General features: G+C 68.5%; 21 protein-coding genes. 10 read left to right on the top strand and 11 right to left on the bottom strand.

What is annotated here, in order from left to right; genetic code table 11:
• Window positions 1–7: 7 nt before the first annotated feature.
• Window positions 8–928 carry a tyrosine-type recombinase/integrase gene (locus QUD34_RS08585; protein ID WP_286353279.1) on the top strand — a complete coding sequence of 307 codons (921 nt, stop codon included), beginning with the start codon at window positions 8–10 and terminating at the stop codon, window positions 926–928.
• A 9-nt stretch (window positions 929–937) separates the two neighbouring features.
• Window positions 938–1,624 (top strand): fumarylacetoacetate hydrolase family protein, encoded by a 687-nt coding sequence (locus QUD34_RS08580; protein ID WP_286353278.1) that lies wholly within the window; start codon window positions 938–940, stop codon window positions 1,622–1,624.
• A gap of 32 nt (window positions 1,625–1,656) precedes the next feature.
• Here the strand turns inward: QUD34_RS08580 and QUD34_RS08575 are convergent, their stop codons facing one another.
• Genes QUD34_RS08575 through QUD34_RS08560 form a run of 4 tightly spaced genes read right to left on the bottom strand, consistent with a single transcriptional unit; the run spans window position 1,657 to window position 4,525 of the window.
• Window positions 1,657–2,586 (bottom strand): protein phosphatase CheZ, encoded by a 930-nt coding sequence (locus tag QUD34_RS08575; protein ID WP_286353277.1) that lies wholly within the window; start codon window positions 2,584–2,586, stop codon window positions 1,657–1,659.
• Between the two features lie 18 nt (window positions 2,587–2,604).
• Window positions 2,605–3,423 (bottom strand): DUF4388 domain-containing protein, encoded by an 819-nt coding sequence (locus QUD34_RS08570; protein WP_286353276.1) that lies wholly within the window; start codon window positions 3,421–3,423, stop codon window positions 2,605–2,607.
• Window positions 3,420–3,800: a response regulator gene (locus tag QUD34_RS08565; RefSeq protein WP_286353275.1), complete on the bottom strand. Its 381-nt coding sequence runs from the start codon at window positions 3,798–3,800 to the stop codon at window positions 3,420–3,422. Before QUD34_RS08565 ends, QUD34_RS08570 begins: the two co-directional genes overlap by 4 nt.
• A complete protein-coding gene (locus QUD34_RS08560; RefSeq protein WP_286353274.1) occupies window positions 3,797–4,525 on the bottom strand; it encodes a pyridoxine 5'-phosphate synthase in 729 nt (242 codons plus the stop codon). Before QUD34_RS08560 ends, QUD34_RS08565 begins: the two co-directional genes overlap by 4 nt.
• Before the next feature lie 125 nt (window positions 4,526–4,650).
• On the opposite strand from QUD34_RS08560, the gene QUD34_RS08555 reads away from it, so the two are divergent.
• On the top strand, window positions 4,651–5,448 hold the full coding sequence (locus QUD34_RS08555) for a DODA-type extradiol aromatic ring-opening family dioxygenase (protein WP_286353273.1): 798 nt from the start codon (window positions 4,651–4,653) through the stop codon (window positions 5,446–5,448).
• Window positions 5,449–5,451: 3 nt separating this feature from the next.
• Here QUD34_RS08555 and QUD34_RS08550 read toward each other — a convergent pair whose 3' ends face one another.
• The 6 genes from QUD34_RS08550 to QUD34_RS08525 form a co-directional block, all read right to left on the bottom strand.
• Window positions 5,452–6,579, bottom strand: coding sequence for an ABC transporter permease (locus QUD34_RS08550; RefSeq protein ID WP_286353272.1), 1,128 nt, complete (start codon window positions 6,577–6,579; stop codon window positions 5,452–5,454).
• Between the two features lie 8 nt (window positions 6,580–6,587).
• Window positions 6,588–7,517 (bottom strand): ABC transporter ATP-binding protein, encoded by a 930-nt coding sequence (locus QUD34_RS08545; protein WP_286353271.1) that lies wholly within the window; start codon window positions 7,515–7,517, stop codon window positions 6,588–6,590.
• Window positions 7,510–8,397, bottom strand: a complete 888-nt coding sequence (locus tag QUD34_RS08540; protein WP_286353270.1) for an ABC transporter ATP-binding protein — start codon at window positions 8,395–8,397, stop codon at window positions 7,510–7,512. Before QUD34_RS08540 ends, QUD34_RS08545 begins: the two co-directional genes overlap by 8 nt.
• On the bottom strand, window positions 8,394–9,344 hold the full coding sequence (locus QUD34_RS08535; RefSeq protein ID WP_286353269.1) for an HlyD family secretion protein: 951 nt from the start codon (window positions 9,342–9,344) through the stop codon (window positions 8,394–8,396). The genes QUD34_RS08540 and QUD34_RS08535 overlap by 4 nt, the downstream gene beginning before the upstream one ends.
• A gap of 26 nt (window positions 9,345–9,370) precedes the next feature.
• Entirely contained in the window at window positions 9,371–10,066 is a 696-nt protein-coding gene (locus tag QUD34_RS08530; protein WP_286353268.1) for a TetR/AcrR family transcriptional regulator, read from the bottom strand.
• 140 nt (window positions 10,067–10,206) lie between these two features.
• Window positions 10,207–10,491 (bottom strand): DNA-directed RNA polymerase subunit omega, encoded by a 285-nt coding sequence (locus QUD34_RS08525; protein ID WP_286353267.1) that lies wholly within the window; start codon window positions 10,489–10,491, stop codon window positions 10,207–10,209.
• A gap of 96 nt (window positions 10,492–10,587) precedes the next feature.
• Between QUD34_RS08525 and QUD34_RS08520 the strand changes: the two genes are divergently transcribed.
• Together QUD34_RS08520 and coaBC are read left to right on the top strand one after the other, a co-directional pair.
• Window positions 10,588–11,058 carry a DinB family protein gene (locus QUD34_RS08520; protein WP_286353266.1) on the top strand — a complete coding sequence of 157 codons (471 nt, stop codon included), beginning with the start codon at window positions 10,588–10,590 and terminating at the stop codon, window positions 11,056–11,058.
• A complete protein-coding gene (gene coaBC / locus QUD34_RS08515) occupies window positions 11,058–12,266 on the top strand; it encodes a bifunctional phosphopantothenoylcysteine decarboxylase/phosphopantothenate--cysteine ligase CoaBC (RefSeq protein ID WP_286353265.1) in 1,209 nt (402 codons plus the stop codon). Before QUD34_RS08520 ends, coaBC begins: the two co-directional genes overlap by 1 nt.
• Before the next feature lie 14 nt (window positions 12,267–12,280).
• On the opposite strand, the gene QUD34_RS08510 is transcribed toward coaBC, so the two are convergent.
• Entirely contained in the window at window positions 12,281–12,724 is a 444-nt protein-coding gene (locus QUD34_RS08510; RefSeq protein ID WP_286353264.1) for a hypothetical protein, read from the bottom strand.
• 178 nt (window positions 12,725–12,902) lie between these two features.
• Here QUD34_RS08510 and QUD34_RS08505 point away from each other — a divergent pair, with 178 nt between their 5' ends.
• From QUD34_RS08505 to mscL, 5 genes are all read left to right on the top strand, one after another.
• On the top strand, window positions 12,903–14,396 hold the full coding sequence (locus QUD34_RS08505; RefSeq protein ID WP_286353263.1) for an acetyl-CoA carboxylase biotin carboxylase subunit: 1,494 nt from the start codon (window positions 12,903–12,905) through the stop codon (window positions 14,394–14,396).
• A 10-nt stretch (window positions 14,397–14,406) separates the two neighbouring features.
• Window positions 14,407–14,931, top strand: coding sequence for an acyl-CoA carboxylase biotin carboxyl carrier protein subunit (locus QUD34_RS08500; RefSeq protein WP_286353262.1), 525 nt, complete (start codon window positions 14,407–14,409; stop codon window positions 14,929–14,931).
• Window positions 14,932–14,941: 10 nt separating this feature from the next.
• Window positions 14,942–15,088 (top strand): biotin/lipoyl attachment domain-containing protein, encoded by a 147-nt coding sequence (locus tag QUD34_RS08495; RefSeq protein WP_286353261.1) that lies wholly within the window; start codon window positions 14,942–14,944, stop codon window positions 15,086–15,088.
• A gap of 416 nt (window positions 15,089–15,504) precedes the next feature.
• Complete coding sequence (locus QUD34_RS08490) at window positions 15,505–16,656, top strand: OmpA family protein (RefSeq protein ID WP_286353260.1); 1,152 nt, start codon at window positions 15,505–15,507, stop codon at window positions 16,654–16,656.
• 60 nt (window positions 16,657–16,716) lie between these two features.
• Window positions 16,717–17,106, top strand: a complete 390-nt coding sequence (gene mscL, locus QUD34_RS08485) for a large conductance mechanosensitive channel protein MscL (protein ID WP_286353259.1) — start codon at window positions 16,717–16,719, stop codon at window positions 17,104–17,106.
• Window positions 17,107–17,203: the final 97 nt, after the last annotated feature.

Genomic DNA, 17,203 nt, shown 5'->3' with positions numbered 1-17,203 from the left:
TGAAGGCATGGTAACAGGGAAGGGCGCAGCGCCGCTGGGGGAGGGCATCCAGGCCTTCCACCTGGAGCAGCGCGCCCGGGGCGTGTCGCCGCATACCGCCCGGGCCCAGCAGGGTGATCTGGACAAGCTCCTCGACCACGCCGTGCGCGGCCGGTGGGACGACTGGGAGGTCAGTCCCCGCACCGTCCGGGGATTCGCTCTGGAGCTGGGGGACCGCGGCCTCGATCCCGCCAGCCAGGCCCGCATCCTCTCCACGGTGCGGGGGTTCTTCCGCTGGCTGTGGGAGACGCGGCGCATCGCCAAGAATCCCGCTTCCGGCCTACGGAATCCGAAGCAGCCCCAGCGGCTCCCGGCCTTCCTCACGGAGGGTGAAAGCCAGGCCCTCCTGGACCTGCCGCCGGCCATCGACTTCCCCTCCTCGCGCCTCACCTGCCTGCTGGAACTGCTCTATGCTTCGGGCCTGCGCGTGTCCGAACTGGTGGGTCTCGATCTGCAGGATCTGCTGACGGACCAGCGCACCCTGCGGGTGCTGGGCAAGGGACGCAAGGAGCGCCTGGTGCCCTACCATGCCCAAGCGGCGGAGATCCTCGCGGCCTACCTCGGGTTCCGCTCCGCCTTCCTGGCGAGCCGGGGGCTGCCGCCCAGTGCGGCCCTCTTCCTGAACCAGCGCGGTGGGCGGCTCACGCCGACCAGCGTGCGGGCGCTGCTCCGGACGGCCCTGGAAGCCGCCTCCGTGCGATCGCGCGTCAGCCCCCACGCGCTGCGGCACAGCTTCGCCACCCACCTGCTGAACCGCGGCATGGACCTGCGGGCCATCCAGGAACTGCTGGGCCACGCCAGCCTCAGCACCACGCAGCGCTACACTCACCTGGGCCTCGATGAACTGGCCCGAACCTACGAGAAGGCCCACCCCCGGGCCAAAGGCTAGGAGCATTCCATGGCGTTCGTCATCCCCACCCCCCCCCGCCCTGCGATTCCGGTCGAAGGCATGGAGCCTCTGTTCCCGGTCCGGCGCATCTACTGCGTGGGGCGGAACTATGCGGACCACGCCCGGGAGATGGGTGGCGATCCCAACCGCGAGCCCCCGTTCTTCTTCGGGAAACCGCATGATGCCGTGGTGCCGGGCGGCGGTGAGATCGCCTATCCGCCGATCACCTCCAACCTGCACTACGAGGCGGAGCTGGTGGTGGCCCTCGGCGGAGGGGGCCGGGACATTCCAGCCGAGGAGGCCCTCGCCTGCGTCTATGGGTACGCCGTGGGGATCGATCTCACGCGCCGGGACCTCCAGGCGAAGTTCAAGGACAAGGGCCAACCCTGGGAGATGGCCAAGGGCTTCGACCAGTCGGCGCCGGTCTCGGCGCTCGTGCCGGCGGCCCGCCTCGGCCACCCGGCTTCCGGGGCCATCTGGCTGTCGGTGAACGGCGTGGAGCGGCAGCACGGCGACCTGGCCCAGATGACCTGGAATGTGGCCGAAGTGATCGCCCACCTGTCGTCTTATGTGGCCCTGGCCCCGGGAGACATCATCTTCACCGGGACGCCCTCCGGCGTCGGCGCCATCGTCCGAGGGGACCGTGTGCGCTGCGGCATCGAGGGCATCGGAGAGCTGGAGATCGTCCTGGTCTGATCGGTTTGGTCTGATCGGCTGGGCCCCGGCCGTCAGTTTCCGCCGGTCTTCTTGAACTGGGCGATGATGTCGTCGACGCTGTCCTTGCGGCTGTCGGCCTCCAGACTGGTCTCGAAGATGTGGTCCTGGGTGGCCACGCGGCGCTCGGCGAAGCCCTCGCCGGACATGGCGCCGGAATGGATGTTGAAGATCACCAGCAGCCGGTTGAGGCCGCTCTGGAACTGCTTGAGGAGGATCACGACCTTCTCGATCTTCTGGCGCGTGATGTCCTGGAACTGGAGGATGTTGAGGATCTCGAAGGCCTCGTCGCTCACCTGCTGGAGCAGGGCCTTCGTGGGGGCCAGGTCCGTCGCTGCGGCCGGAGCCGTGACCTGCTGGGCGAAGAGGAATTCGAGCACTTCCTGGGCCAGGGCGGTCCGATCTTCACCGCCCGCGGCCCGGTCCAGGAAGCCGGCGACCGACTCCTGCAGGTGGCTCTGCCGCTGGCTCTGTTCGTTCAGGCCCTTCTGGCAGGCCTCGAGGCTTCGCGTGGCGTCGTCGCTGGCGGCCATGAGCTTATCCAGGCGGTTCATGACGCTCTGGGTGGCCTCTTCGGTATCCGAGGTGATGGCGTCGAGCTGGGCAGCCAGTTCCGGCACCTGGGTGCTCTGGTGCTTCACCGAGGCATCCAGCTGCTGCAGGTTGAGGAGGGTCTGGTTGATGCTGGAGACGAGCGCCCCCAGTTCGCCCTTGGCCTCGATGTCGATCTTTTGGTACACCTGACCGTTGGCCATGTCCCGGGCGGCCTGGGCCAGGCGCAGGAGGCTGGCCTGGGAATCCCCCTGGAGGTCCCGGCGGAGGTCCCCGATCAGCTCCTCGAGGGTGATGAGCCGCTGGTCAAGGCGCTCCCGGCGGGCCTGGAACTCGGCCACCAAGGCGTCGGAGCCGCTGGTCGGAATCTGGTCGTCGGGGGCATCGGTCATGGAAACTCCAGGGCGCCCTCAGGGTGCGGGCCGCACCTTCACATGCGTACCTTCGGCCAGCCCCCAGGCCTGCATGAGTTCTCGCGGGATGGCCACCTGCTTGTCGGGCAGGCCGGGCACGAACTCCACCCGCTCCACCGCCGGGCCCTTGGGCCAGATGATGCGCAGGTTCCGGACGCCGTGGCGGTAGGGCCCCACCACGGTCCACCAGCCCTCCATGGCCTTGGGCAGTTCGAGGTGGTCCCCCTTGCGGAAGAGGCCCGTCTTCAGCTGGGTGACGGCCACATGGGCGTCGGGCTCCAGCACATCCAGTCGGCCGGCGTCCTTGAGGATGGAGGCCGCCTGGAGGACGGCCACATCGTGCTGGCCGGAGGCCGCCATGATTTCCTGGAAGTCGCGGTAGCCGTCGAAGAAGGGCAGGACGCGGCGTTCCTCGGCGAAGAGCTTGAGGCCCTCCAAGAGCTGCGGGGCCGGCAGGGTGGGCCAGGGCACCGCCGTGAGGCGGGGGAAGATGGTGTTGAGGCGCTTCCGGCTGTCCTGGATCCGCGCGGAATCCATGAGCAGGTCGGGCACCGTGCGGCGGATCGTCACCGGGATCTGGAGCTGGGTGGTGAGGAACTCGAACTGGCCGGACACCCACTCCAGGATCTCGAAGGCGGCGGGCTCGCCCCGGGTGGACAGGGTCTCCGCATGGATCACTTCGCCGCGCGAGAAATACAGCACGCCGCTCACCTTGCCGGAGCTGACTTGGAGCATGCCCGTCTTGCGGTTGACATGGAGCAGCTGCGCCACATCCGTCAGGGAGATGCTTTCCAGGGTGCCGCGCAGGTTGCTCATGGCTGCCCCTCGACCGGGGCGAGCAGTTCCTGCAGCAGGACATGGATCCGTTCCCGGGTGATGGGCTTCACGGCGAAGATGTCCGCACCGCTGCGAAGCCCCTCCCGCCAGGCCGACTCGCCGTCGTAGCCCGTGAGGAGCACGACCTTGATGCCCTGGCACTCCGGATCGTCCTTGATGGAATGGCACAGCGCGGCGCCGCTCTCGCCGGGCATCAGGACATCCAGGAACACCAGGTTCACCGGCTCCTGAGCCAGGGCCCGGCGGGCGGAACTCGCGTCGGTGGCCTCAAGGACGCGATGCCCGGCCATCTCGATGTATTCCCGGAGGACCAGCCGGACCTCGGAATCGTCGTCGACCACCAGGACGGTACTCACGGCCGGGCTTCCACCACGGCGCCGAGCATCTCCTCCACGGCCCGCTCCAGTCCCACCAGCACGGCCCTCCCGATGAGGCTGTGCCCGATGTTCAGCTCCTCGACCTCGGGGATGGCCGCGATGGGACCCACATTCTGCAGATTCAGCCCGTGGCCCGCCAGGACGCGCAGGCCGAGGCGGCTGCCCAGGCGGGCGGCGTCACGGATGCGGGCCAGCTCCGCCGTGGCGTCGGAATCCATGGGCAGGTCGCTGTAGACCCCCGTGTTCAGCTCCACCGCATCGGCTTCGAGCTTGGCGGCCATCTTCACCTGGTCGAGCACCGGATCCACGAACAGGCTCACGCGGATGCCGGCGCTGCGCAGTTCCCGCAGCACGGGGCGCAGCATGCCCTGGAGGAAGATGGCATCCAGGCCGCCCTGGGTGGTGAGCTCCTCGCGGCTTTCGGGGACCAGCGTCACCCAGGAGGGGCGGGCGGGAATGACCGCCTCCAGGGCCTCGGGGGTGGCCGCACACTCGACATTCAGCGGCACCGCCAGCACCTCCTTGAGAAGACGGAGGTCGCGGTCCTGGATGTGGCGGCGATCGCCCCGGAGGTGGACCGTGATGCCGTGGGCCCCGGCGCTCTGGGCCAGCAGGGCGGCGGCGACGGGTTCGGGCTCATGCCCTCCCCGGGCCTGCCGGAGGGTGGCCACATGGTCGATGTTGACGCCAAGCCTGAGGTTCAATGCGGGCTCCAGAAAGTGATCTACTTTAGCTTATCCCCTCACTTGCTCCATCGGCACCGGAGAGCGCGACCGCGAGAGGCAAAAAAGAAGTTGAAACATGTAAAATGGCCTGCCAGGATTTCTCCATGGACGCTTCGGCCCCGCTTCCCTCCCTGTTCCTCGCGCACGGATCCCCCATGCTCGCCCTGGATGGGGGCGCCTGGGGGCAGGCCGTCTCGGACCTCGGCCGGAGGCTGCCACCCGTGCGGGCCATCCTGGTCTGCTCGGCCCACTGGGAAGCCGCGGGTCCGTTCCGGCTCTCCTCGGCCGAGCGGCCGGGCGTCATGCACGATTTTGGGGGATTCCCCGAGGCGCTGTATGCCCTGGACTATCCGGCCCCGGGTTCCCCGGGCCTGGCCCGGGAGGCCGCCAGCCTGCTTCAGGCCGCGGGCCTGGAGACTCAACTGGACCCCCAACGCCCCCTCGATCACGGGGCCTGGGTGCCGCTGCGCTACCTCGCCCCGGAGGCCACTTTGCCGGTGGTGCAGCTGTCCCTCCCCCGGCCCCGGACGCCGGAACGGCTCCTGGCGGCGGGACGGGCCCTGGCCCCGCTGCGTGAGCGCGGCGTCCTGATCCTCGGTAGCGGCGGCGTGGTGCATAACCTCCGCCGCCTGGATTGGCAGGACGCCTCCGGCCCCGAGCCCTGGGCCAATGGCTTCCAGGCCTGGGTGGATGCCCGCCTGGCGGCCCAGGACGCCGAGGCGCTCGGGGAGTGGCGGTCGGCCCCGGGTGCGGCGGAATCCGTGCCGACCTCCGAACATCTGGATCCCCTCTTCGTGGCCCTCGGGGCCTCCGGGACCGCGGGAAAGTTGGCCGCGCCGGAAAAGCTGTTTGACGGCTGGCAGCTCGGCAACCTCAGCCTGGCCAGCTATCGTTTCGATTGAACATCAGGCCTCGGCCCGCTTCATGCTCCGCAGGGCCATGGTCCAGATGACGGCCGAGAGGCCCAGCAGCTTGAGCACCTCCGGCCAGAAGGCCTCGAGGCCCGCGCCCCGCAGTACCACCGCTCGGATGATGATGAGGAAGTGGGTGAGCGGCATGATCTCGCCGAGGAGGAAGAACGGCAGGGGCATGCCCTCCCGGGGGAAGATGTAGCCGCTGAGGAACACGAAGGGCAGGAAGGTGAGCATGCTCATCTGGGCGCTCTGGCCCTGGCTCTGGGCCGTGGTGGAGATGCGGATGCCGATGCCGAGCATGGCGACGATGAAGAGCCCGGTCATCAGGTAGAGGAGGATGACGGATCCCGCCACGGGCACATCGAAGAAGAGGTGGGCGACGCCGAACAGCACGGTCATCTGGGCGTAGGCCATCACCACCACGGGGATGATCTTGCCGGCGAACAGCTCCATGGGCGTCACCGGGGTGACGAGCACCTGGTCCAGCGTGCCGCGCTCCTTCTCGCGCACGATGGCGTTGGCCGCGAACATGATGCAGGTCATGGAGAGGATCACCCCCACCAGGCCCGGCACGATGAAGGTGGGGCTGCGGAGATCCGGGTTGTACCAGGGCCGGATCCGCACCTCCACGGGCATCACGGGCTTGGCGGCGCCTCCGTAGCCCATGCGGTCGTACAGCAGCTGAGTGTTGCGGAGCTGGCCCACGCCGGCGGCCGTCGACATGGCGCTGCCCGCCGTGGTGGGACTGGAGCCATCCACGAGGATCATCACCTCGCCGGTCAGGCCCGACCGGATGCGGCGGGCGTAGTCCGGCGGGAACCACACGCCCACCTGGGCGCGGCCGCGGTCCAGAGCGGCGCGGAGCTCAGCCTCGGAGGCGACATGGGCCTTCACATCGAAATACTGGGTGGCCACCAGGCCATCCACGAAGCTGCGGCTCTCCTGGCTCCGGGACTCGTCCAGCACCGCCGCCGGCATGTGCTTCACATCGTAGTTGATGGCGAAGCCGAAGATGATGAGCTGCATGAGGGGCATGCCCAGCGTGAAGGCCAGGGTCATCCGGTCCCGGCGCAGCTGCAGGAATTCCTTCCAGACCAGGGCTTTGATGCGGTTCCACATGGTCGCTCCTAGGCGGCGCGAGAGCGCTGGACGAGATCCACGAACAGGTCCTCGAGGGAGGGCAGCTCCGGCGGGAGGGCCTCGAAGGCGTGGCCGGCCTGCCGGAGCGCCGCGAGCAGCGCGGAGGGATCGGCCTCGGCCGGGAGGGAGAGGCGCACACTGCGCCCCAGCAGCTCGGCGGCGAGCACTTCGGGGCGGGCCCGGGCCGCGGCCCGCAGGGCCCGGAAGCCCTCGGCGCGCAGCTCGATCACCTGGCGGCCCAGGCCTTCCTTGAGGGCCCGCGGGCGCCCGTAGGCCATGAGCTTTCCGCCGAGGATGAAGGCCAGGCGATCGCACTGGTCGGCTTCGGCCAGGTTGTGGGTGGTGACGAGGATGCTCATGCCCTCCGCCACGAGTTCGTCCATGGCCTCCCAGAAGAGCCTCCGTCGCAGGGGATCCACGCCGCTGGTGGGCTCGTCCAGGAAGAGCACCTCCGGCCGGTGGAGGGTGGCCGCCGCCAGCGCCACCCGCTGCCGTTCGCCGGTGGAGAGCTTGGCCACGAGCAGGTCCCGGTGGGCCCAGACCTGCATCTCCCTCAGGCGGAAATCGACTTCGGAGGCCAGCCGCGGGCCTTCGAGGCCGTAGAGGCCCCCGAAGAACCGGAGGTTCTCCGTCACCGTGAGATCCGTCAGCAGGCTGGATTTCTGGCTCATGTAGCCCATGCGCCCCCGCACCTGGTCCGCCTCGGTGAACAGGTCGCGGCCCAGGGCCCGGGCCTCGCCCGCGCTGGGCGCCAGCACGCCGCAGAGCATGCGGATGGTGGTGCTCTTTCCGGCGCCGTTGGGCCCGAGGAAGCCGAAGATCTCCCCGGGCTGGATCTCGAAGCTGAGCTCCGAGACGGCGGTGAAGTCGCCATAGCGGCGCGTGAGGCCCCGGACCTGCAGGATCGGCTCAGCCATGAGCGCCCCCGGCTTCCACGAGGGCGTGGAGGAAGACATCCTCCACGCTGGTCTCGGCGAGGCGGACCTGCTCGACGCCCGGCAGGGCGGAGAGCCGTGCCAGCAGCGGCGCGGGGTCCTGGTCGGGAAAGCGGACGCGCAGCACCTCGCCCTCGGCGAACAGGTCCAGGGGCGCCAGCGCGGCGAGCGCCGCCTGCACCTCGCGGCGCCGGGCGCTCACGAGCCGGAACATCAGGCCGGGCAGGCCCCGCCGGAAGGAGGCCCGGTCCCCTTCCTGGAGGACCCTGCCTTCGTGCATGAGCAGCATGCGATGGGCGTACTCGGCCTCGTCCATGTAGGGCGTGGAGAAGAGGATGGCCACGCCCTCGTCATGGACCGCGTGCAGCAGCTCCCAGAACTCCCGGCGGCTCACGGGATCCACGCCCGTGGTGGGCTCGTCCAGGAGGAGGAGGCGCGGCTCCGTGAGCAGGGCCGTGCAGAGGGAGAGCTTCTGCTTCATGCCGCCGGAGAGGGCCCCGGAAGGCCGGTCCCGGAACGAGGCCAGGTCCACGGATTCCAGCAGGCGCCGGATCCGGGGGGCGGGATCCGGCAGGCCGAAGAGGCCCGCCTGGAACTGCAGGTTCTCAGCCACCGTGAGTTCGGGGGCGAGGCTGAAGGTCTGGGGCACATAGCTGACGCCCTGCCGGTCCAGGTGGCGGACCACCGCTCCGCCGGAAGGCTTCTGCAGGCCGATGAGCATGCGGAAGGTGGTGGTCTTTCCCGCGCCGTCGGGGCCGATGAGCCCCACGAGGTCGCCCTCGGAGAGGCTCAGGTCCAGCCCCTTCACGGCCTCTTTCGGACCGAAGCGGCAAGTGAGGTCCCGGGCCTCCAGCAGGATCATGGGCGGGCGCTCCCCAGGCGGACATCCACGGCCACGCCGGGCACCAGGCCCTGGTCCCAGCCGCCCTTGAGGTTCACCCGGGCGGGGTAGACGAGGTTCACGCGTTCTTCGCGGCTCTCGACCATCTTCGGCGTGAACTCGGCTTCGGACGCCACTTCGTCGAGGGTGGCCTCGATGATGCGCTTGTCCGGCGTCTCCACGGTGACGGGGGAGCCGAGCCGCGCCTGGCCCTGCAGGGGCTGGGGCAGGTAGATCCGCACCCACAGCTGGTCGAGGCGGGCCAGGGTGAGCACCGGCTGGCCCGGGGCCAGGATGCTGCCGGGCTCCCGCAGGCGGTGAGTGACGAGCCCGTCAAAGGGGGCCCGCACCTCCGTGAAGCCGGCCTGGGCCTGGCTCTGCCGCAGCACGGCCTGGGCCTTCCGCGCTTCGGCGGAACCGGCCTGCCGCTGTTCGATGCGGGCTCCGGCCTTCAGTTCGGCCAGGGCCTTGGTCTGCAGGTTCAGCGCCGCCGCGGCCCGATCGCGCTCGGCCGTGACGCGGTCCAGCTCGGCCTGGGAGAGCACCTTGTCCCGGAAGAGCAGGGCCGTGCGCTGGAGGTTCTCTTCGGCGAGCCTCACCGCAGCCTCGGCATCGCGCACCCGGGCTTCACCCTGGGCGATCTGCTCGGCTCGGGTGCCCCGGTCCAGTTCCAGGCGCTTGGCGTCGGCACTGTCGAAGCCGGCCTGGTCGCGGAGCACGGCGGCGTCCAGTTCCTCGGCGACCACCCGGGCCAACAGGTCCCCCGCCTTCACGCGCTGGCCTTCGCGGACCTGGAGTTCCACGAGGCGTCCTCCGGCCCGGGGACCGAGGTCCGTGAGGTAGGCCTCGACCCGGCCGTTCAGGAGGGGGCGGGGATCCCGCCGGCAGGCCAGAAGGAGCAGCGGAAGAAGGAGCAGGGCCTTGCGCATGGGAGATCCTTCAACGATGGGATGGATCAGGAGCGGGAGTCGGGCAGCGGGGGCACCGGGGCGGCCGGGTTGGCGGCGAGGCCCCGCCAGTAGAGGTCCAGCCAGGCGCGTTCGCCCTTGGCCACGGATTCGTCCGGCGTCAGCCCCAGGATGCGCGGGGCCACGACGGGCAGCACATCGAGAACCTCCAGGTGGAGCTTCACGAAGAAGAAGGTGGCGAGGAGCAGATCCACCCCCTCCCGCACCTCGCCCCGCTGGACCCCCTGCTCGAGGATGCTCCGGACCTGGAGGGCGGCCCCGAACAGGCGGCTCTGGATCGATTCCTGGATGCCCTCGGTCCCCCGGACGATCTCGCCGCGCACGAGGCTGCGGAGGCCGGGATCCTGGCCTAGGCGCCGGCCGTAGATGCCCAGGACCTCCCAGAGGCGCAGGACGGTGTGGCGGCCATCGGATGGATCGGCCAGCCGCTTCAGCTCCTCGACCAGGGGCGGGATGCGGCGATCCAGGAGGGCGGTGAACATGGCCTCCTTGCTGTCGAAGTGGTAGTAGATCAGGGCGGGGTCGCAGCCCGCCTGCCGGGCGATGGCCCTCAGGCTGGCGGCACGCAGGCCGTCCCGTGCGAAGACCTCCTGGGCTGCGTCCAGCAGCTGGTCCGCATCCATTCGGGTGGGCTTGGGGCCGCGGGGGCGGGCAGGGGGCGGAGAGGACGCGGGGGCGGGCATGGGACTCCAATTCAACACGCGTTGAATATTGCGACCCGCCCGGTCCTCGCGCAAGGCTTTATTTCATCAGCCGTGGAAATAGGATCCAGGCCGTAAAAAGCCCCCGGAACGCCGGGGGCTTTTCAGAAGGAATCGGTCGGTTATTCGCTGGAGATGGGAACGACCGTGGTGTCTTCGATGGTGAGCACCTCGGCCTCTTCGAAGGCGATGCGGTTCTCTTCCACCTCGGCGACGGCGACCTGGCCCCAGAAGGACGCGAGCTTGGGCGCATCCTGGGCCTGGCCGTGCTTGTTCACGGGCACGATCACCTCGACCTTGGGGAAGGCGCCGCGCTGAAGCTGGTCGCAGCGCTTGCCCGCCACGACGACGAAGCGGTACTTGTTGGCGATTTCTTCCGGGACACGAACGATGGTGCGCTGGGTCATGGGGCACTCCGAACCTGGAAGCATAGCATCTGAAAGGGCTTCCGGCAATGGTCCGGACGGGCTCCTGGAGTAGGATTGGGTCTTCCGGGAGGGACCATGGAACGGGGCAAGCTCTGGCGGACCGCCTTCGGCGGCAACATCCGGCTCCTGGAGCTGAATGGGGCGGGGCTCACCGAGGATCTGGCCGCGAAACGGCCGGCCTCCGGCGTGGCTTCGGCCGCCTGGATCGCGGGACATCTGGTGGCCTCGCGGCGCCGGATCGTGAAGATGCTCGGCGGGAGCCTGCCGGAGGAACCGACCTGGGAACAGCACTATGCCCGCGGCGGCCCGGGGGCCACCGCCCATCTGGACTGGGCGGGGCTGCTGGAGGCCTTCCGGGCGACGGATCAGGCCCTGAAGGCCGCCTTCCAGCAGCTGGAGGACTGGGACCGCCCGACCCTGAACCCGGCCCTGGGCACGGAACAGCCCCTGGAACAGGTGTTGTCGTTCCTCTTCATGCACGAGTGCTACCACCTGGGGCAGATCGGGATCATCCGCAAGCTGCACGGCCTGCCGGGAGCCATCTGATGCAGATCATCCTGGGGATCACCGGCGGGATCGCCGCCTACAAATCCGCCGAGCTGGCCCGGCTGCTGGCCAACCAGGGCCACCGGGTGCGCTGCATCCTCACGGAGGCCGGGGCGCGGTTCATCACGCCGCTCACGCTCACCAGCCTGACGGGCGAGCCCTGTTTCGGGGCCAACCCCGACCAGGGGGAATGGCGCGCGAATCCCAGCATCGAGCATATCGAGCTGGCTCGCTGGGCCGACCTGGTGGCCGTGGTGCCCGCCACGGCGAACATCCTGGGCAAGACCGCCAACGGCCTCGCCACGGATCTGCTCAGCACCGTCCTGCTCGCCACCCGGGCACCGGTGCTCTGGGCCCCGGCCATGAACACGGGCATGTGGGAGCATCCCGCGGTGCAGGCGAACATCGCCCGGCTGCGCGCCTTCGGCCACGCGGTGGTGGAACCCGGCGAGGGCACCCTGGCCTGCGGCGAGGAAGGATCCGGGAAGCTGGCGGAGGTGGTCGCCATCGCCGAGGCCATCCAGATGCACGGCACGCCCAAGCTGCGCAGCCTCCGCGGCCGCCGGGTGCTGATCACCTCGGGCCCCACGCGGGAGGATCTGGATCCGGTCCGCACGCTCACCAACCGCAGCACCGGCGCCATGGGCATCGAGCTGGCGCGGGCCTTCCGCGATGTGGGCGCCCAGGTCCAGCTGGTGCTGGGCGGCGACCTTCCGGCGCCCTGGGGCGTGGAGACCCTCCGCGTCCGCAGCGCGCAGCAGATGCTGGAGGCCTGCGAGGCCCGCTGGGCGGATTCGGACGGCCTGGTGGCCGCCGCCGCCGTGGCGGACCAGCGCCCCGAAGCGCTGGCGCCCGAGAAGGTGAAGAAGGGCGACGGGCCCGAGACCTTGGTGCTGGTGCGGACGCCGGACATCCTGGCACGCCTCTCCGCTGCCCGACGGGCGGATCAGTGGGTGCTCGGCTTCGCGGCCGAGAGCGAGAAGCACCTGGAGCAGGCCGCCGCCAAATTGGTGAAGAAGGGCCTGGATGCCGTGCTGGTGAACGATGTCCAGGACGGCCGGGCTTTCGGCGCCCAGGCCAACACCCTGACGCCCGTCACGGCCCAGGGCCCCCACCCCCCCCTCGGGCCCCTGGCGAAGGATCAGCTGGCCCGGGCCGTGGTGCAGTGGTGGGCTCACCGGCTGGAAGCCCGGGAGAGCGGCCGGTAGCGCGGCCCCATCCGTCAGAGGGCCGGGTCCATCCAGGGCAGCACATCGCTGGGGCGCCCCGCCACATTGCCCAGACGCACCGCCACGACCACGATCCAGCCCTGGGGCCGTTGCAGCGAGCCCAGGTCCATGGTGAACGGCTCCCCGGGCCCCGGCAGATCGGGGCGCCGCCGTTCCAGCACGACCTCCCCGTGGTTGAAGACCTCCTCGGGCGAGGGTTTGGCGAGGGCCAGGGGGAGATACAGCACCCGGACCAGCTCCACCCCCGCCAGGGGATCCCCCTTCACATCCGCCGGGGGCAGCGTGAGCCGGACTTTCCGCAGGCCCTCCAGCCGGACCTCGGGGGCCTGGGCGGCCGCGCGCGGGCGGGGGATGGGGTCGCCCTTCCGCCCGCAGTGGAAGATCAGGACGCCAAGCGTGATGGCGAGCAGCGGGTTTGCTAGGCTGGAGAATCGCATCGCCTCCATCATGCCCGATTCCGAGGTCCAACCATGACCGTGACCAAGATCCTCGTTGCCAATCGGGGGGATGATGACCCCTCTGTGATCGAGCGCAGCGAGGGAGCGGGAGCGAAGCGATCGGGGTCAGGTCCCCGCGCAGGCCAGCGATCGAGCACCATTGAGCAAAGGTGAGCCCATGTCCGTGACCAAGATCCTGATTGCGAACCGCGGGGAGATTGCGATCCGCGTGATCCGCACCTGCCGCGAGATGGGCATCCCCACGGTGGCCGTCTATTCCGAGGCCGACCGCGGCGCCCTGCATGTGCGCATGGCGGATGAGGCCTACTTCATCGGTCCCGCGGCGGCCCGGGAGAGCTACCTGGTGCTGGAGAAGATCCTGGATGTCTGCAAGCGCAGCGGCGCCGACGCGGTGCATCCGGGCTACGGCTTCCTCTCAGAGAACGCTGAAGCCGCCAGGGCTTTCGAGGCCGCGGGCATCACCTTCATCGGGCCCCGTCCCGAATGCATCGTGAGCATGGGATCGAAGACCGCCGCCCGTGAGGTGGCCATCGCCGCAGGTTGCCCCGTGGTGCCGGGCATTCAGGAGACCATGGCCGACGATGAGCTGCTGGTCGCCTCCCAGAAGATCGGCTTCCCCGTGATGCTCAAGGCCGCCATGGGCGGGGGCGGCAAGGGCATGCGCCTGGTGCTCAAGCCCGAGGAGTTCACCTCCTCGCTGGCGCGGGCGCGCGGCGAGGCGCTGTCCAGCTTTGGCGACGACAGCGTCTATGTGGAGAAGGCCATCGTCCAGCCGCGCCACATCGAGATCCAGATCTTCTCCGATACCCACGGCAACCATGTCTATCTGCATGAGCGCGAGTGCTCCGTGCAGCGCCGCCATCAGAAGGTGATCGAGGAGGCCCCGAGCCCCCATGTGACGCCGGAGATGCGCAAGGCCATGGGGGAAGCCGCCCTCAAGGTGGCCCGGGCCGTGAACTATGTGGGCGCGGGCACCGTGGAGTTCCTGGCGGACGCGGACCGCAACTTCTACTTCCTGGAGATGAACACCCGCCTCCAGGTGGAGCATCCCGTCACGGAGTGGATCACGGGCCTGGACCTGGTGAAGTGGCAGATCCTCGTGGCCCGCGGCGAGAAGCTGCCCATGACCCAGGAGGAGATCCCCCTCAACGGCTGGGCCATGGAGTGCCGCGTCTACGCCGAGGACCCCGACAAGAACTTCATGCCGAGCCCCGGGAAGATCACCTTCCTGCGCACGCCCAGCGGACGCAATGTACGCGATGACGGCGGCGTCTACGAAGGGGCCGAAGTGCCCATGTTCTACGACCCCATGATCAGCAAACTCAGCACCTGGGGGCCCACGCGACTGGAGGCCATCGAGCGCATGCGCGCGGCCCTGGGCGAGTACCGCATCGGCGGCATCCGCCACAACATCGCCTTCCACGAGGCGCTGATGGAGCACGAGCCCTTCCGTGAAGGCGCCCTGCACACGGGCATGCTCGACAAACCCTTCTGGAAGCGGAAGGGGCAGGGGCCCGACCTGAAGTTCGCGGTGGCGGCGGCGCTGCTGCACGAACTCGAAACCGAACAGCGACGGGCCACCCAGCCGTCCGCCGGGGGCGAGGGGAGACCCGATGCCTGGAAGCACTGGGGCCGGTTCAACCGGTTGTAGGGAGACGCGCGTGAAACGGACCCTGATCCTCGGCAAGGAATCCCATGAGGTGGAACTCATCCGCCAGGACGGCGCGACGACGCTGGTCTGGGAGGGCGTGAGCCATCCCATCGATATCCTGGAACTGGAACCCGGCTGCTATTCGATCCTCATGGAAGGCCGCTCGGTGGAGGTGCGCCTGGACCCGGCCAAGTCGCCGGATCCCGACACCCACGCCTACCGGGCCATGCTCTACGATGGCCCCTACGAATTCGCCCTGGTGGACCCCCGCCGGGCCCTCCTTGCGGGTTCCGGCGGCGCCGGGGCCGGGGGCGGCGTGCTGTCTTCGCCCATGCCCGGCAAGATCGTGAAATTGCTCGCGAAGGTCGGCGACTCCGTTCAGGAGGGCCAGACCCTCCTCGTCATGGAGGCCATGAAGATGCAGAACGAGCTGAAGACCAGCACCACCGGGATCGTGACGGTCGTCCATGTCCAGGAGGGCGCCACCGTGGAGACGGGAGCTGCGCTCATCACCGTCGTGGCACCCGAAGCCTAAGGGGGAGGCCTTGCGTATCGCCAAAGGCGATACCAAGAGGATGCAGAACGAGCTGAAGACCAGCACCACCGGGATCGTGACGGTCGTCCATGTCCAGGAGGGCGGCACCGTGGAGACGGGAGCTGCGCTCATCACCGTCGTGGCGCCCGAAGCCTGAGGGGGAGGCCTTGCGTATCGCCAAAGGCGATACCAAGAGGATGCAGAACGAGCTGAAGACCAGCACGACTGGGACCGTGACGGTCGTCCATGTCCAGGAGGGCTCCACCGTGGAAACGGGGCGGCGCTTATCACTATTATCGCACCGGAGGCTTGGCGAGGGTTCATCAGAGCAGCCCTTACTCCAGGTCATACAGAGGTTACAAAGGGCCTCTCTCTCTTAAAAATAAAGACTGATTGCATCTATAAGTCGGCTTGTAGTGGGACGGAGTCGAAGATAAATTCCTATCGATTCATGATGTAGAGAAAACGGTTTAATTTTTCCAAATTTATGTCGGGAACCTTTTTTAGGTTGCATGAAGTCCCTTTCGAGGACTAGTTTGAGGCGTGATGCGAATCACTATTCCTGGAGGTGGTATGAAAAAAACCTTGTTGTTGCTGCTGGCTGGATCGGCGCTGAGTCTGTCCGCCCAGCAGGGCCAGGCCTGGGTGGCTGGCCACCTGGGTCAGACCATTTTCGAGAAGGACAAGAACCTTGCTACGCCCGGCATTGAGTTGAAGGATCAGCTTCACTACGGCCTGGGCGTTGGGCACTGGTACACCGACCGTTGGGGCCTGGACCTCCGCGCCCTGCATAACGACCTGAAGGCCGACAAGATCCCGGGCGCTCCCACCGGGGACGAGACCCACCTGCTGGCCTCGGGCCTGTTCAATTTCCGTCCCGGTGCTGAGAACTGGTATCCCTACCTCTCCGCGGGTCTGGGCGGGACGAATGTGAACAAGAAATACTCCCCCAGCGGCAAGGAGACCACCCGCCTCAACTACCACGGCGGGCTCGGCGTCATGGGCAAGCTGGCCGAGAACTTCATGCTCGACCTGAATGTCAAGGCTGTGAGCGTGGAGCTTCCCAAGTCGCGCATGGAATATCTGGCAACGCTGGGCCTCGGCTACACCTGGGGTGGTGCGAAGAAGGCCGCTCCGGCTCCTCCGCCGCCGCCTCCCCCGCCCGCTCCTGAGCCGAAGCCTGAGCCGGTTGCGCCGCCCCCGCCCCCGCCGCCGCCCCCGGCTCCCGAGCCGGAAGTGGTGAAGCCTGTGCCGCCCCCGCCCCCGGCCAAGATCGTCCTGGACGAGGCCGTGCTGCACTTCGCCAATGGCAAGGCGGACCTGGGTCCGGACGCCACCGCGGCCATCCAGAAGGTGGCTGATGGCCTCAAGGCCTACCCGGGCAACTACAAGCTCGAGGTGAGCGGTCACACCTCCTCCGTGGGCGGCAAGGCCCTGAACAAGTCCCTGGCCAAGCGCCGGGCCGATGCGGTGGCCAAGGTCCTGGTGGATTCCGGCATCCCGGCTTCCAAGGTCACCACCGTGGGCGTGGGCCCCGACAAGCCCATCGCCGACAACGCGACCAAGGAAGGTCAGGCCAAGAACCGCCGCGTGGAGATCGATGTGCAGGTCAGCGACGGCAAGACCGAGGTCCGCAAGACCGAGACCGGTGTCGTCGATGGCGCCGCCGCTCCGGCTCCTGCGCCCAAGAAGCCCGCGAAGAAGGCCGCCAAGGCCACCAAGTAGGCCGAGTCCTCGAACAGCGGGGGCGATCATGCCCCCGCTGTTCTCTTAAGGAGAGCCTTCATGTCGATGAAAGACGAGTTCAAGGCCTTCATCATGAAGGGCAATGTGGTCGATCTGGCCATCGCCGTGGTCGTGGGCGGCGCCTTCGGCAAGATCATCACGGCCTTCGTGGACGGGATCATCATGCCGCTGGTGACCTATGTGCTTCCCGCCAACATTAAGTGGGAGGAGTGGATCCTCGGCAAATTCCGCATCGGCGCCGTCCTCGGCGCCACGGTGAACTTCCTGATCATCGCCCTGGTGATCTTCCTCGTGCTGATCAAGTTCCTGGGCAAGTTCGTGAAGAAGGAGGAGGCCCCGGCCGCCCCCGCCACCAAGGAATGCCCCGCCTGCCTGGAGCAGGTGCCTCTCAAGGCCACCCGCTGCAAGCACTGCACGAGTTCGCTGTAGCCGCAGGTCGGGTTCCGGCCCGACACTGCCGTGGAAGGGCCCGGTTCTCCGGGCCCTTTCCCTTGTGAACGCAAGGGTTCCCGTGGTGAACTGGAGG

The organism is Geothrix oryzae (assembly GCF_030295385.1).
Lineage (GTDB): Bacteria > Acidobacteriota > Holophagae > Holophagales > Holophagaceae > Geothrix > Geothrix oryzae.
The sequence above is the reverse complement of the archived record's forward strand: the minus strand, read 5'-3'. Positions and strand labels throughout refer to the sequence as shown.

Excerpts from the sequence above, each read along its gene's own strand:
- QUD34_RS08545 (WP_286353271.1), bottom strand. The coding sequence starts at position 7,517 with ATGGCTGAGCCGATCCTGCAGGTCCGGGGCCTCACGCGCCGCTATGGC.
- QUD34_RS08555 (WP_286353273.1), top strand. The coding sequence starts at position 4,651 with ATGGACGCTTCGGCCCCGCTTCCCTCCCTGTTCCTCGCGCACGGATCC.
- QUD34_RS08550 (WP_286353272.1), bottom strand. The coding sequence starts at position 6,579 with ATGTGGAACCGCATCAAAGCCCTGGTCTGGAAGGAATTCCTGCAGCTG.
- QUD34_RS08530 (WP_286353268.1), bottom strand. The coding sequence starts at position 10,066 with ATGCCCGCCCCCGCGTCCTCTCCGCCCCCTGCCCGCCCCCGCGGCCCC.
- QUD34_RS08570 (WP_286353276.1), bottom strand. The coding sequence starts at position 3,423 with ATGAGCAACCTGCGCGGCACCCTGGAAAGCATCTCCCTGACGGATGTG.
- QUD34_RS08490 (WP_286353260.1), top strand. The coding sequence starts at position 15,505 with ATGAAAAAAACCTTGTTGTTGCTGCTGGCTGGATCGGCGCTGAGTCTG.
- coaBC (WP_286353265.1), top strand. The coding sequence starts at position 11,058 with ATGCAGATCATCCTGGGGATCACCGGCGGGATCGCCGCCTACAAATCC.
- QUD34_RS08540 (WP_286353270.1), bottom strand. The coding sequence starts at position 8,397 with ATGATCCTGCTGGAGGCCCGGGACCTCACTTGCCGCTTCGGTCCGAAA.
- QUD34_RS08575 (WP_286353277.1), bottom strand. The coding sequence starts at position 2,586 with ATGACCGATGCCCCCGACGACCAGATTCCGACCAGCGGCTCCGACGCC.
- mscL (WP_286353259.1), top strand. The coding sequence starts at position 16,717 with ATGTCGATGAAAGACGAGTTCAAGGCCTTCATCATGAAGGGCAATGTG.
- QUD34_RS08525 (WP_286353267.1), bottom strand. The coding sequence starts at position 10,491 with ATGACCCAGCGCACCATCGTTCGTGTCCCGGAAGAAATCGCCAACAAG.
- QUD34_RS08510 (WP_286353264.1), bottom strand. The coding sequence starts at position 12,724 with ATGCGATTCTCCAGCCTAGCAAACCCGCTGCTCGCCATCACGCTTGGC.
- QUD34_RS08580 (WP_286353278.1), top strand. The coding sequence starts at position 938 with ATGGCGTTCGTCATCCCCACCCCCCCCCGCCCTGCGATTCCGGTCGAA.
- QUD34_RS08535 (WP_286353269.1), bottom strand. The coding sequence starts at position 9,344 with ATGCGCAAGGCCCTGCTCCTTCTTCCGCTGCTCCTTCTGGCCTGCCGG.
- QUD34_RS08505 (WP_286353263.1), top strand. The coding sequence starts at position 12,903 with ATGTCCGTGACCAAGATCCTGATTGCGAACCGCGGGGAGATTGCGATC.
- QUD34_RS08585 (WP_286353279.1), top strand. The coding sequence starts at position 8 with ATGGTAACAGGGAAGGGCGCAGCGCCGCTGGGGGAGGGCATCCAGGCC.
- QUD34_RS08520 (WP_286353266.1), top strand. The coding sequence starts at position 10,588 with ATGGAACGGGGCAAGCTCTGGCGGACCGCCTTCGGCGGCAACATCCGG.